This window comes from Streptococcus sp. HMSC066E07 (genome assembly GCF_001814695.1).
Classification (GTDB): domain Bacteria; phylum Bacillota; class Bacilli; order Lactobacillales; family Streptococcaceae; genus Streptococcus; species Streptococcus hominis.
In genome coordinates, this window is sequence record NZ_KV817430.1 from 93817 (window position 1) to 108314 (window position 14498).

Consider the following 14498-nt stretch of genomic DNA (forward strand, 5'->3'; position numbering starts at 1 on the left):
AAATAATTATGTTAAAACTCATCGGTTTAGTTGGTACAAATTCAAAACGTTCCACCAATCGCCAACTATTACAATATATGCAAAAACATTTTGCGGATAAAGCAGAAATTGAACTGGTGGAAATCAAAGACATTCCCATTTTCAATAAACCCGCAGACAAAAAACTTCCAGCTATTGTAACGGAAATTGCTGAAAAAATAGAAGCCGCTGACGGGGTCATTATAGGAACGCCCGAGTACGACCACTCTATCCCAGCTTCACTCATGAGTGCTCTGGCTTGGTTATCTTACGGTATTTATCCAATGCTCAATAAACCCGTGATGATTACAGGCGCTTCCTTTGGGACCTTGGGTTCGTCTCGTGCACAGTTACAGCTTCGCCAGATTTTGGATGCCCCTGAGTTAAAAGCTTCCGTCATGCCCGGATCTGAGTTTTTGCTGTCACACTCTCTGCAAGCATTTGATAAAGATGGCAATCTTATTGACCTTGAAATTATCCAAAAATTAGATGCACTTTTTGATGATTTCCGCCTTTTTGTGAAAATTACCGAGAAGCTATCCAGCGCGCAGGAATTATTGCACAAAGAAGCTGAAAACTTTGACTGGGAAAACTTGTAAGTAAAGGAGAATGACGCAATGAAATTTGTAGGAATTGTAGGCTCAAATGCAGAGCAATCGTATAATCGTAAATTACTGGAATTTATCAGAAGACATTTTAAACTAAAATTTGAATTGGAAGTCTTGGAAATTGATGAAGTTCCGATGTTTAATCAAGACGAAAAATGGGACGAATCTTTCCAACTTTGCCTCCTATACAACAAAATCACCCGTGCAGACGGCGTCATTATCGCAACACCTGAGCACAACCATACCATTACTGCCGCTCTGAAAAGCGTGCTTGAATGGCTGTCATTTGAAGTTCATCCATTTGAAAATAAGCCTGTCATGATTGTGGGCGCTTCTTACTACGATCAAGGAACTTCACGCGCACAGGTCCATTTACGCAAAATTCTTGACGCACCAGGTGTCAATGCTTATACTCTTCCCGGAAATGAATTTCTGCTTGGAAAAGCCAAAGAAGCCTTCGACGATGAGGGCAATATTATCAACGAGGGAACCGTCAAATTCCTTGAAACCTGCTTGGATAATTTTATGAAATATGTAGAGGTCGTTTCAAAATTGAAAAAACCAAAACCAATTGAACCAGAAGATTTAGATGTGACCAAACCTATCGCAACAACGATTCAAGGCATTGACCCAGATGATCCCGAATGGGTTGAAAAGGCCGCTGCCATGGTGGGCGCTGTCTCAGGAGATACCTATGTAAAACTAGACCACGGTATTTTAACGGTGGATCAGATTAATATGTTCTTGAAATCCATGCCTTTTGAACTGACTTACGCCGATGACAACAACCAATTCCTCTACTACAACAATGCACATCAAGACCCTGATACCATGCTGGCAAAACGTGTACCATCTCAGTCAGGAAACCGCTTATCAACGGTTCACAATTCACTTCCGGCTGGCAGAATGAAAAATGTAGAGTGGGTGGTCGGAACCTTGCGTAACGGCAATCAAGAATATGTCCGCACCCTGATTCCAAATCCGCATTCACCAGTTTTAAATACACACAATTATCAGGCCATGTACTATCCAGACGGCTCTTACGCTGGTATCAATGAAATTGTCTTTAATTTCAGACCATGGCTGGAATGGTACTTGGAAACAACTGGTCAGCAGCTAGTTGGCGGAAGCGGTCCATTCGCTCCTGCAGGAGGACAGGCTAAAGCTGATGCTACTTCCGGTGCTTCTGATGCAGGCAGTCACAGCGATAATAGCGCAGGCGAAGCAGATGCCACTTCTGGCGCTTCCAGTCATTGATAAAAGAACTTTGAAAGATTGAGAACTTTATCTTAGTCTTTTTCTATATGAAATAAAAAGTATTTTCAGAAAATCCTCTTGCATATAAACCGTGCACCTGTTATAATGATTGTTGTCTGCAAACGTTTTCTATCATAAGGAGATAATGATGATTGAAGCAAATCAATTATATAAGACATATAGTATTGTCGAGAAAGAATTAGGTCTTAAGGGTTCTATCAAAGCCTTTTTTCACCCCAAGAAAAAACAAATTCACGCTGTACAGAATATTTCATTAACGGTTCAAAAAGGTGAAATTATTGGTTATATTGGTTCGAATGGAAGCGGAAAATCCACGACTATAAAAATGCTGACGGGTGTTCTTTATCCAGATCAAGGCAGTGTTAAAATTAATGGACTTACCCCACAGAAACATCGCACAGCAGTCAATAAGCAAATTGGCGTTTTGTTCGGACAAAAATCACATTTACGTTGGGATATTCCTGTGCTGGAATCTTTTATTTTGCATGCGAAAATCTATGACGTTCCTGATAAAGTTTTTGAGGAACGCTTGGAGCAATTAATTGACCTGTTGCAGCTAGGAGATTTTATTCACCAGCCTGTTCGTAATCTTTCGCTCGGGCAACGAGTTCGCTGCGAATTTGCTGCTATTTTCATTCATCAGCCTGCCGTTGTTTTCTTAGATGAGCCTACAATTGGTCTTGATGCCAGCGTAAAAGAAACAATCCGCTCCTTCATTCGCTTTATGAATAAAGAACACCAGACAACTTTCCTCATTACGTCTCATGATATGCAAGATATTGAATCACTCTGTGGACGAATTTTTATCATTGATAAGGGCAAAAAGGTTTATGATGGAAGTCTGACGAAATTAAGAGAAAAGTTTTCAACAGTTAAAACCATTTCTTTCAAAACGCAAACGCCAATAGAAGAGCTATTCCAAATCAATGGTTTTCGTTTTGAGAAAATTGACTCTTATCATTTCAATATTCATTATCAGACAGATATTTATACTAATGCCCAAGTTATTAATCAGATTTTTGATCATTATTCAATCGAAGACCTAGCTATCAAAGAATTGACAATTGAAAATATCGTCAAACAAATTTATGAGGAGGGGCTTGATGAGTAAATATATCCATATCACACGATTAGCTCTTATTACGCAACTTCAATATAAATCTTTCTTTGTTGCAACCCTGATTCGTACTTTCATACAAGTTCTTGTCTCTATTTTTGTTTGGAAAACCATTTTTTTCACTCAATCTCACGTTAATGGTTATACTTTAGAAACGTTCACTACCTATATTATCTTCGCAAATCTACTAGGAAATCTAAATAGTTTTAGTATTGGACGGGATCTATCTCTGATGATTGTAGATGGGAATATTACTGGCGAGCTACTTTATCCTTACTCTTTAATTACTTCGCTCTTTTTCCAAGACTTTGCTGTCAAAATTGTTGAAATTGTTAAATTCATTCCAATTTTACTGATGATTCCTTTCATTCAAGGGCAGCTCTATCTTCCAAATTGGCAAACAGGCTTGCTTTTCCTATTTTCCAGTTTATTAGGAATATTTATTGTCCTCTTGCTAGATTTAGGGTTTAGCTTAACAGCCTTTTTCACGACGAATACATGGGGAATTTTGATTCTCAGAAATGGGCTTTTTTCACTTGCGTCTGGATCGCTTTTGCCACTGAGTTTTTATCCAGAAAATATCGCAAATATTTTGAAACTGTTACCTTACAGCTTTGCTGTTAATTTTCCAGTCAATATCCTTTTGAAAAGACCTGTTAATACTGAACTCTTCTGGATTCAGTTGGCTTGGATTCCGATACTTTCAGCTTTCATTGCTTTTCTTTGGTATCAAGCTAAACGTCGTTTAGTCATTTTAGGAGGTTGAAGATGAAATACATCAATATTTATTTTTATAATTTAAAAGCTTACTTGATTGCTAGTATGTCTTATAGGTTGGACTTCTTTATTGGACTTATTTCTTCTTTGATTGAACAGATTGTTTATTTAATCTTTTTAAATGTATTATTTGCAAATATCAAGGAAATTGCCGGATTCAACTATGGACAAATGCTATTTATTTATGGAATGGCAACTATCGGACGTTCAGTTCACCTGATTTTCTTTGACAATCTTTGGATGTTTGGAAGCCGCTATATTCGCAAAGGTGAGTTTGAACGCCTGCTTATCATGCCCATCAATCCTCTTTTTCAGCTAATTTGTGAACGCGTGCAGCTACAAGGCTTTGGCACAACACTGATGGGAGCTATTGCAACTTATCAATCCTATCATTTACTCGGACTGCATTGGAATATTTTTCATCTACTTCTCTTTGTCTTTATCTGTATTTGTATTGGTTTACTCTATGCCGCTATTCAATTAGGACCTACTGCTCTTGCTTTTTGGATTGTCGAATCTTTCCCTATCACAATGGGGATTTTCTCCCTCAATCAAATGGCACAATACCCTATCAAAATTTACCCAACCTTTATCCAATTGATACTAATTTTTGTATTTCCTTATGCTTTTACTTCTTTTTTTCCAGCTCTTTATTTTTTAAATCTAAGCTGGATTGGTTTGCTACTTCCTTTAGTCCTACTTGTTATTTTTACTATCAACTACGCTCTATTCAAATACGGCATGAAAAAATTCTCCAGTGTTGGGAATTAAATATTAAAAACCAACTGAAATCTTTCATCAGTTGGTTTTATTTGCCCTTGGAAAATAGAGACGAATCTCCGTATAAGTATTTTCTTCAGATTTAATTTCCATGTGATAGGATTTACCAAATTGTAATTGCAAACGTTGGTCAACATTTTTCAGACCTACACCACCCAAGCGAACGAGTGTAGCATTTGTAGTTTCGCTGGCGACAAAGCCACGACCATTGTCATAAATTGAAACGATGAGCTGCGTGTCATTTTCAGAAACGCTAACTCGAATCCTCCCTTGACGATTCATTTCTTTGATACCATGGTAAATGGCGTTCTCAACCAAAGGCTGCAAAATTAATTTTGGAATTTTGTAGTCATCATATTGCTTCAACTCTTTAATCTCATATTGCAATTTCTCACCATAGCGCTGTTTTTGAATAAAGAGATACTGACGCACGTGGTCAATTTCATCTTTAAGAGAAATTTGTTCATGTCCTTGGTTCAAAGCTAAACGGAAATACTTAGCTAGTGATTTTGTTACTTCTACCACACGCTTGCTGTCATTAAATTCTGCCATCCATACAATTGTATCCAACGTATTGTACAAAAAATGCGGGTTGATTTGGCTGGAAAGCGCCTGCAATTCATATTTTCTGACATTCTGTTCCTCTTCTTTGACTGCAATCATCAATTGATCAATCCGGTCTAACATAATATTAAATTGTCTTGCCAAATCAACTAATTCAGGAGAGCCGGTTTCATTAGCCCTCAAATCTGAATGCCCACTTCCAACCTTTAAAATGGTCGCTTGCAAATCTCGCAATGGCTTAATCCAAAGCCGAAGCACAAACCAGATCCCTATTAGACAAACACCCAAAGCAAACAGACCTGTTCCAATAAAAGACCACAAAATCTGCGTTTGAACTGCATGCAATTGTTCCATTGAAGAAACCCCAATCAATGTCCAACCACTATTTGGAATTTGATATTGAGATACATAAGCTTGTTTTGATTTGACATAGCCATTTTTGACAGAAAGATAGGGCGCCATCGCTTTCATTTCAGTGGCGGATGAATAAACTGTTTTCTTTGGGTGATAGACAAAATCATGTTTGTCATTCACAATGAAGGTAAACCCCTCTTTTCCTAATTGTAATCGGTCCAGGTAAGCTTCCAATGTCTTATAACCAATGTCAAGCCGAATAACGCCCAAATTCTTCCCGTCTTTATCTACTACTTCTTGTGTAATAGAAATAACCCATTTTTCACCAATTGTATGGCTGACGGTTTTTCGTGCTGGTGTCAGTACGGGCATAGCACCTTTATGGATAGCATCCTGATACCATTTTTCTTTCATCATATCAGCGGATGTCTTCATGGTTAATTCAGGATCCGTTGATATGAGATTTCCGTCTTTTGTTACCAAAATAGCAGATACCAAATCCGAATCTGTTTTTAAAATCGTTGCGAATAATTGCCGAAGTTGTTCAGCGTTTTCTTGGCTTGGTGTTTGTGCGTATGTCTTTATTTTCTCATTTTCAGCCAAACTACTCGTTGTCTGTTTAACTTTTTGTAAATAAGAAGTGATAAACTGACCACTTTGCTGAATGGTCTTGCGTGTATTTTGCTCAGTTGTCTGGCGAATAGCAACCGAACTAGTCTGATAATAAATCCCACCGACAATTCCCAAAAGAGCTAATATCATGATAAAAACATAAATCACTAACTGAATCAGAAGCGAATAACGTTTCATTTCCCTTCTCCTCGTTTAAATTGCCGCGGTGTCACTCCAACGACTTGTTTGAAGCGTTGAGAAAAATAGTTCATATCTTCAAAGCCGACCTGCTCTGCAATTTCATAAACCTTCAAGTCAGTTGTCAAAAGTAGTAATTTTGCTTTCTTCATCCGTTCTTGAATTAAGTAATCCTGAAATGGCAAGCCCAGCTCTTTTTTGATGAGAACACTCAAATAAGACGAACTAAACCCGAGTTGAAAAGCGAGTGATTTAAGAGATAATTCTGTATCGGTTAAACGATCATGAATTGCTTGTTCTAAATCAGAAAATTCTGCTTGTTCAACCAGTTCATGAACTTGCTGCTGCTTTCGCTCCTTGTCCAATTTCTCTTTGACTTTAAACAACATCGTTTCCACATCTTCCCGCGAAAACGGCTTTAGTAAATAATCGTCAGCACCTAATTTAACTGCTGACAAAGCATAGTCGAAGTCGTCATAACCCGTTAAAAAGATAATATGAACAGAAGGATATTGTTCCTTGACTAATTGAGCTAGTTTAATCCCGTTTATATGTGGCATATTGATGTCTGTCAAGACAATATCAGGCTGTGCAAGCTGTATCTTTTCCCAAGCATCCAAGCCGTTTTCAGCCTCGCCCATGACTTCCATATCAAATGTTTCAAAATCTACTAAAGACGAAATACCTTGCCGAACAAGGTATTCATCTTCTACAATCATAATTGAATACACTAGCGCACTCCTACTATTTACTAAACTCATTATAGCAAATTTCTGTGAAAATTGCTGTTACACATAGTCTAATAAATATCCATAACCTTTACTTTCCATTTGGTCTTTCGGAATAAAACGAATGGCTAAACTGTTAATACAGTAGCGAAGTCCGCCCTTATCTTTTGGTCCGTCCGTAAAGACATGACCAAGATGTGAATTTCCAATACGGCTTCTAACTTCCGTCCGTGTCATATTAAAGCTCTTATCTTCTTTATAAGTCGCTACATCTGGACTGATTGGACGTGTGAAGCTAGGCCAACCACAACCAGACTCAAATTTATCTTTGGAAGAGAAAAGTGGCTCACCTGTTACAACATCTACATAAATACCTGCATCAAACTTATCCCAATAGCGATTAGAAAAAGCACGCTCAGTATCATTTTTTTGTGTTACAGCATATTCTTCATCGGATAGTTTCTTTTTAATCTCTGCATCACTAGGCTTTTTATATTTGGAAGCATCAATAACTGGATAAGAAGCCTGCTTAACATTGATATGGCAATAGCCATTTGGATTTTTCTTTAAATAATCTTGGTGGTACTCTTCAGCCTTAATAAAATGTTTTAATGGTTGTTTTTCAACCGCCAACGACTCTTTAAATTTTTCTTTCTGCTCGTCAAAGACTTTGTTAATTGTTTCTACATCAGCCTGATCTTTATAATACACACCTGTACGATATTGCACTCCATGATCATTGCCTTGCTTATTTTTGCTGAGTGGATCAATGATTCTAAAATAATGTAGCAAGACTTCTCTTAAAGAGATTTTATTGGCATCATAGGTTACATGAACCGTTTCTGCATGTTTTGTCTGCGAGATTAGTTCGTATTTCGTGGTTTCGCTAGTGCCATTAGCATAACCAGAGACTGCATCAACCACCCCATCTACTCGTGAGAAATATTCTTCTACCCCCCAGAAGCAACCTCCTGCCAAATAGATATGCTTTAAATTTGCATTTTTCAAGTCCGCTTTCTTTTGCTTGACCGGTTCAGCCTGGCTAACAGCTGCTTCTTTAATCTGATTAATAGCAGATTGATTTTTAAGGGTTGGCATCATGCGACTTCCCAGCACAAATAAACCTAAAACCAGCAGGACTGCTCCACCAAATAATAACCATTTCATTTTATGATCCATCATCCTCCCCTCCTATTTAATGCTTTTAAGAGTTGATTCAATTTCTGCTTTTTTAATAAGTCCAGGACGAGTTTTTACCAATTTTCCATCGCTTCCAATAAATGCAGCTGTCGGATAGGAACGAACACCATATTGTTCCAATAGTTTACCACTAGGATCTAGTAAAACAGGTAAATGTTTATAATTTAATTTCTCATACCAGTTTTTAAAATCTGCTTCAGATTTTTCACCAACATGCCCAGGTGAAACAACCGTCAAAACTACATAGTCTTTCCCAGCATTTTTAGCTAACTCATCAGTATCCTTTAATGTAGATAAGCAGATAGAACACCAAGATGCCCAAAATTTGAGATAAACTTTCTTTCCTTTGAAATCTGACAATTTATAAGTTTTCCCGTCAACTCCTTTTAGTTCAAAATCAGGAGCTGCTTCGCCTTGATTCAACTTTGTAGCTGTCGTTTTATTTGTAAATTGTCCGTGTCCAGACTTAGTTCCACTAGCTGATTTTTGATTTCCACAGGCACCCAACAGAGCAACACAAACAAGACCTGTGATGACTAACATTGTTTTTTTCATGAGATTCCTCCTTTTATCCACCAAATATTGAAGCTAGAACATTAAGATTTCCCAGCATAAGTAAAATTCCCATCAAGATGATAAGTAACCCGCCAATTTTCTTTAGTAGTCCCATATAAGGTTTTATTTTCCCAAAATGGCGTAAAACAATAGAAGAGGCAAGCGCCAAAATGAGAAATGGGATAGCAAGACCAAGGGTATAAACTAACATGAGGAAGCCACCTTGTACTGCTCCATTACCACCAGAAGCTGCAATTGCGAGAACAGAACTCAAAACAGGACCTACACAAGGTGTCCAACCAAAGCTAAAGGTCACACCTAGCAAGAAAGCATTGTAAAAATCATTTCTATTTTTATCTTTTTTTAATTGAACACTTTTCTGTCGTTGTAGTAGCTTAAAATTGATCAGTTCCATTTGATGAACACCGAGCAAAATAACAATTGCTCCTAATACATAGCGGAACCACTCTGTATAGAGAACTTTTCCCAAAAAGCCAGCGCCATATCCAAGAATTAAAAAGACTACGGACAATCCTGCAATGAAAAATAGTGTTTTTATAATTCCGTACCAAGCAATCTTCTTTCCAAAAATAGTGATTGTTCTTGGTTCATCTGTATCCAATAAAATACCAACATATACAGGAAGCAATGGCAATATACAAGGCGAGAAAAATGATAAAATTCCCGCTAGAAATACAGAAATCAAAAACACAATAGATATCATTATCTTTTCCTCCTCATTTTCTTTCTAAGAAAAGTATACACTGGTTCACTATCTAAAAATAGAGGATACGATTTGTAAAAACTTGAATTTGATATGGTCATAAAAAAACTATCACTTTTCGTGATAGATGTTTTTAATTATTCCATTTCAAATGTGTCACTCTTTTGTTTATTTGGCAAAAACAATGACAACACAATCCCGACAATCGTTGGTACCAGCCAAGGAATTGAAGCTTGCGTAAATGGCAAAGCATTGATTAAATTGCTCACACTAGTCAATTTAAATTGCGAGCCAATGATATTCGCAAAGGCAATAATTGTTACAACTGCGACCGTTAGTTGCATTCCAATCTTAGATAAGGCAACAAACTTATTAACAATCACAATCATTACAATCGCAATGGTAATCGGGTACAAAATTTGCAAGACAGGAACTGAATACTGAATGATCGCTCCCAAACCAAGATTTGCAATTGCAAATCCAATCAATGTAAAGACTGTTGCATAAATTTTGTAGCTGATTTTAGGAAAGGTTTTATTGAAAAATTCTGATGTTGAAACAATCAAACCAACCGTAGTCGTAAAGCAGGTCACTGTTACCATGGCTGTAAGGAAAATCTGTGCTGTCGGACCAAAAATAGCTTGTGTAGCTTGAGATAAGACATAAACTCCTTTATTGGCATCAGAAGCCATTACATCAGCCGGAATTGGGAAATGATTTCCAAGAAATCCCAATCCGATATAAAGCGCACTAAATCCCAATGCAACAACAATTCCAACAATCCAAATCGTTGAGATATATTCTTTTTTATTAGCAAAGCCGAGTTGGTTCAATGTTTGCACAGCGATAACGCTAAAAGCAACAGAGGCAAGTGCATCAAGCGTATTATACCCTTCAAGAAAGCCAGTTCCAAAAGCTGCTTTTGCGTATTCCGTGCTAGCAGCTTGCGGTGCAGCTGCTCCATATTTTATCGCCCCTAAAATGACTAGAATGACAATCAAAATGGCAAACACAGGAGTCAAAATCCGACCAATCCGATCCAAAATTTTGGAAGGATTTAATGAAATCAAGTAAGCAGCCACAAAATACAAGATTGTAAAAATAATAAGTCCTAATCCTGTCATATTACTCGAAAGCAATGGTGCAATCCCAACTTCATAAGAAGTCGTTGCCGTCCGAGGAATGGCAAAAAATGGACCAATCGCTAGATATAGAACTACCAAGTAACTGGTCGCAAACCAAGGAGAAACCTTTTTAGAAATTTCGTAAACATAGCCTTTGGGATTTAAAGTACCGATAATCAATGTTAAAATAGCAATTCCAACTCCTGAAAGTACGAATCCTGCAATCGCTGACCAGAAGTGTTCGCCAGACAAAGCTCCTAAAGTTGGCGGAAAGATTAAATTCCCTGCGCCGAAAAATATTCCAAACAAGAGTAATCCTGTCAGTGCTCCTTTTTTAATCATCTTCTCTCCCTTTTCTAAAATTCAGTATGTTCAACCATTATAACAGATTCTTACAATACTTCAAGTGATATAAAGTATAAAGTTAAAATATTGCACAAATTCTGAATGTTTGAGCAAAACAAAAGCAGCATAATCAAGTCATGCTGCTATATTCTTATTTAATCCCTAGAGCAATACGAGCGTAGCGACTCATTTTATCAACAGTCCAGGCAGGATACCACACCAATCTCACTTCCACTTTGCTCACTTCGGGCACATCTGTCATTGCATCATGAATCTGATCAGTTAATAAGTCAGCCAGTGGACAGCCCATTGTTGTTAAAGTCATATCAATTTGTGTCTCACCATTTTCACCATTGAACCGAATTTCATAAATCAAACCAAGATTTACAATATCAATTCCTAATTCAGGGTCAATAACTTGTTCCAAACTTTCCAAGATACGATTTTTAATATCATCAATTTGTTCATTTGTGTATGCCATGGTGCCTCCTTTTGTCTACTAATCCTCAATAAAGTCACGAAGTGGCTTGCTACGACTTGGATGACGCAATTTGCGTAGGGCTTTGGCCTCAATTTGTCGAATCCGTTCACGAGTTACGTTAAAGACTTTTCCAACATCTTCCAGCGTACGCATTTTCCCATCATCTAGACCGAAACGCAGACGTAGTACATTTTCTTCACGGTCTGTTAATGTGTCAAGAACCTCGTCTAATTGCTCACGCAGAACGATACGTGTTGTATAATCAACTGGATTTTCAATCACTTCATCCTCAATGAAATCGCCAAGATGACTATCATCTTCTTCTCCAATTGGTGTTTCAAGAGAGACCGGCTCTTGAGCAATCTTCAAAATTTCACGAACTTTGTCTGGTGTCATATCCATGCGCTCCGCAATTTGCTCTGGCGTTGGATCTTGCCCCAATTCTTGCAAAAGATTTCGTTGTTCCCGCACTAATTTATTGATTGTCTCAACCATGTGAACCGGAATCCGAATCGTACGAGCTTGGTCAGCAATCGCACGAGTAATTGCTTGACGAATCCACCAAGTAGCATAGGTTGAAAATTTGAAACCTTTGGTATAGTCAAACTTGTCAACGGCTTTCATCAATCCCATATTGCCTTCTTGAATCAAGTCAAGAAACTGCATGCCGCGTCCAACATAGCGCTTAGCAATAGAGACAACCAACCGCAAATTAGCTTCTGCCAAACGTTGTTTCGCTTCTAAGTCGCCTTGCTCCACAAGAACAGCTAATTCTTGCTCTTCTTCATTGGTCAATAACGGAACAACACCAATTTCCTTTAAATACATACGGACAGGGTCGTTCACTTTAGCAGAATTGCTACCAAGCAACTCCTCATCTGTTAATTCAGCTTCTTCTTCCTCTGTATTTAAAACCCGTTCACTTGGGTTGCCCTCTTTATCCGTAATAGCAATCCCTGCGTCCTGAATCCGTTGAAGAAGATCTTCAATACCATCAGCTTCCAAAGTAAATGGAATGACTAATTGATCATTGATCTCATCATCGGTTGCTGTACCAGTTTTTTTATGGTTGCGAATAAATTCTGCAACTTGAACATCAAAAGTTGTTACTTCTTTTTGTTTTGTAGCCATTCCTACTCCATTCTCCTTTTTTGAGCAATAAATCGCTCTAGCTCTTCTAATGCCGTATCTGCATCTCCACTATGAGATGCTTCACGGACTTTTTTACCAATCAATTGATTTTCTTTGCGAAGCAATTCCTTATCTCGCGTTTGCTCCACTTCAATCAGTTCCTGCTCAGAAACTTCCTCTGGTAGATTTTCTTCTAAGACCCGATACCAAGCTTGCTGTACCGAATCATTTTGCTCAGACAAATCTTGTGGCGTTACCTCGCCATTTGTTTTTAAAATATCGTACAAAGTCTGCAATTCTACTGTTGCGAAATGAAAATCTTTCCTCAAACGATAATCATTTAAAATCACAGGATTATCAATCATCCGCTGCAGAAGATGACTCTCTGCCTTAATTAGCCGCGATACTTGCTGTGTTACCGGAATGTCAAGTCTTGACACTTGTTGATGAGATTGCTGTTGTTGCTCTCTTCTATTTACTAAACGATGATTATTAACAGCTTGCTCCACTTGCTGGTAGTCAAAATCAGGTAACAATTCAGCTAACATATAAATATAGGAATTTTGTGCAGTGATTGATTGAACCTGCGCAATCAGCTGAGACATTTGTTCAACAAATTCAATTTGAGCTTGCAAGTTTTCGATATTATCTGGTTTCAAATAGTTCAAAAGAAACTCTATATCACTAATTCGTGTTTTAGTCAGTAAATTTTGTAAATCATCAGCAGAATTCTTTTTGATAAATTCATCTGGATCCATATTATCAGGAATCCTGACAATTTCAACTGACAAATTGTGCAATTCATTCAGAGCTTTTGCTGTCGCTGCTTGTCCTGCTTTGTCACCATCGTACGTTAAAATGACTTTCTTTGCGAATTTACGAAGATGCTCCACATGCTCATGCGTCAAAGCAGTCCCCATAGAGGCCACAGCATTTTCAATTCCAGCACGATAAGCGGCTATAACATCCATAAAGCCTTCCATTAAGTAAATTTCGTGACTTTTCTTAATAGTCGGTTTGGCTTTGTCCAGATGATACAACTCATAACTTTTATTGAAAATCGGTGTACCTCGGCTATTCTTATACTTAGCAACTTTCTGATCTATATCGCTTGCTTGCCAAATACGACCTGAAAAAGCAATGATTTGTCCTTTATCATTTGTCAATGGAAACATAATCCGATTTTGAAAGGCATCATAAACCAGATTGTTATCAGCTAAGTTAAACAAACCAGAATTTATAATGACTTGCTCATCAAACTTTCCACTAACACTTTTATAAAGATAGTTATTTTCATTGGGCGCTAAACCAATTTGAAAATGCTTGATAACCTCATCTGTTAAACCACGTTCATAAAGATAAGAACGTGCTTCTTCTCCTATCTTTGTTGTCATCAATACTGCATGGTAAAACCTTGCAGCTTCCGCATGAATGTCATAAAGTGCCTGATGACGATGTGTATGTATTGACTGATCTTTTCTACTATGCTCTATTTCTAATGGAATCCCTGCACGATCTGCAACAATTTGTACAGCGTCCATAAAAGAAACACCACGATAATCTTCAATAAATTTAAAGACATCACCTGACTTTCCACAGCCAAAACAGTGATAAAATTGCTTTTCTTCTACCACGTTGAATGACGGAGTTTTTTCACCATGAAAAGGACAAAGCCCTAGATAATTCCTTCCAGCTTTCGTTAAAGCAACGACTTCTCCTATGATTTCGATGATATTGACGCTATTTTTAATATCAGAAATGATTTCTTTATCAATCAATAGACAATACCCCCAATTTATCATAGAATAACAACTTACATTTTATAACAAATTTGTCAAAAAGTAAAATATTCACTATGCTTTTTAGACATTTTATTGAACTTTTCCCTTTTTTAAGATATAATA

At 37.5% G+C, this 14498-nt stretch carries 13 protein-coding genes and 1 pseudogene; 5 read left to right on the forward strand and 9 right to left on the reverse strand.

What is annotated here, in order from left to right; all coding sequences use genetic code 11:
• Positions 1–8 precede the first annotated feature (8 nt).
• From HMPREF2984_RS03460 to HMPREF2984_RS03480, 5 genes are all read left to right on the forward strand, one after another.
• Complete coding sequence (locus tag HMPREF2984_RS03460) at positions 9–617, forward strand: NADPH-dependent FMN reductase (protein WP_003042854.1); 609 nt, start codon at positions 9–11, stop codon at positions 615–617.
• Positions 618–635: 18 nt separating this feature from the next.
• Positions 636–1883 (forward strand): NAD(P)H-dependent oxidoreductase, encoded by a 1248-nt coding sequence (locus HMPREF2984_RS03465; RefSeq protein ID WP_070670504.1) that lies wholly within the window; start codon positions 636–638, stop codon positions 1881–1883.
• Positions 1884–2031: 148 nt separating this feature from the next.
• A complete protein-coding gene (locus HMPREF2984_RS03470; RefSeq protein ID WP_003042931.1) occupies positions 2032–3015 on the forward strand; it encodes an ABC transporter ATP-binding protein in 984 nt (327 codons plus the stop codon).
• Positions 3008–3787 (forward strand): ABC transporter permease, encoded by a 780-nt coding sequence (locus HMPREF2984_RS03475; protein ID WP_003042534.1) that lies wholly within the window; start codon positions 3008–3010, stop codon positions 3785–3787. The genes HMPREF2984_RS03470 and HMPREF2984_RS03475 overlap by 8 nt, the downstream gene beginning before the upstream one ends.
• A 2-nt stretch (positions 3788–3789) precedes the next feature.
• The gene (locus HMPREF2984_RS03480; RefSeq protein WP_003042640.1) at positions 3790–4569 is read left to right on the forward strand and encodes an ABC transporter permease; all 780 of its coding nucleotides are present in this window, start codon (positions 3790–3792) and stop codon (positions 4567–4569) included.
• Positions 4570–4596: 27 nt separating this feature from the next.
• On the opposite strand, the gene HMPREF2984_RS03485 is transcribed toward HMPREF2984_RS03480, so the two are convergent.
• From HMPREF2984_RS03485 to dnaG, 9 genes and pseudogenes are all read right to left on the reverse strand, one after another.
• A complete protein-coding gene (locus HMPREF2984_RS03485; RefSeq protein ID WP_070670506.1) occupies positions 4597–6306 on the reverse strand; it encodes a cache domain-containing sensor histidine kinase in 1710 nt (569 codons plus the stop codon).
• On the reverse strand, positions 6303–7037 hold the full coding sequence (locus HMPREF2984_RS03490) for a response regulator transcription factor (RefSeq protein ID WP_070670508.1): 735 nt from the start codon (positions 7035–7037) through the stop codon (positions 6303–6305). The genes HMPREF2984_RS03485 and HMPREF2984_RS03490 overlap by 4 nt, the downstream gene beginning before the upstream one ends.
• 57 nt (positions 7038–7094) lie before the next feature.
• The gene (gene msrB / locus HMPREF2984_RS03495) at positions 7095–8213 is read right to left on the reverse strand and encodes a peptide-methionine (R)-S-oxide reductase MsrB (RefSeq protein ID WP_037567359.1); all 1119 of its coding nucleotides are present in this window, start codon (positions 8211–8213) and stop codon (positions 7095–7097) included.
• A gap of 12 nt (positions 8214–8225) precedes the next feature.
• Positions 8226–8675: pseudogene (locus tag HMPREF2984_RS03500) on the reverse strand (redoxin domain-containing protein); the annotation flags it as partial.
• A 127-nt stretch (positions 8676–8802) separates the two neighbouring features.
• Positions 8803–9516, reverse strand: a complete 714-nt coding sequence (gene ccdA2 / locus HMPREF2984_RS03505; protein WP_100207874.1) for a thiol-disulfide oxidoreductase-associated membrane protein CcdA2 — start codon at positions 9514–9516, stop codon at positions 8803–8805.
• 134 nt (positions 9517–9650) lie between these two features.
• Positions 9651–10979, reverse strand: coding sequence for a branched-chain amino acid transport system II carrier protein (gene brnQ, locus HMPREF2984_RS03510; RefSeq protein WP_003042933.1), 1329 nt, complete (start codon positions 10977–10979; stop codon positions 9651–9653).
• A 154-nt stretch (positions 10980–11133) separates the two neighbouring features.
• Positions 11134–11463 carry a metal-sulfur cluster assembly factor gene (locus tag HMPREF2984_RS03515; protein ID WP_003029776.1) on the reverse strand — a complete coding sequence of 110 codons (330 nt, stop codon included), beginning with the start codon at positions 11461–11463 and terminating at the stop codon, positions 11134–11136.
• Positions 11464–11481: 18 nt separating this feature from the next.
• The gene (gene rpoD, locus HMPREF2984_RS03520) at positions 11482–12594 is read right to left on the reverse strand and encodes an RNA polymerase sigma factor RpoD (RefSeq protein WP_003042522.1); all 1113 of its coding nucleotides are present in this window, start codon (positions 12592–12594) and stop codon (positions 11482–11484) included.
• A 2-nt stretch (positions 12595–12596) separates the two neighbouring features.
• The gene (dnaG, locus tag HMPREF2984_RS03525) at positions 12597–14372 is read right to left on the reverse strand and encodes a DNA primase (RefSeq protein WP_003042701.1); all 1776 of its coding nucleotides are present in this window, start codon (positions 14370–14372) and stop codon (positions 12597–12599) included.
• Positions 14373–14498: the final 126 nt, after the last annotated feature.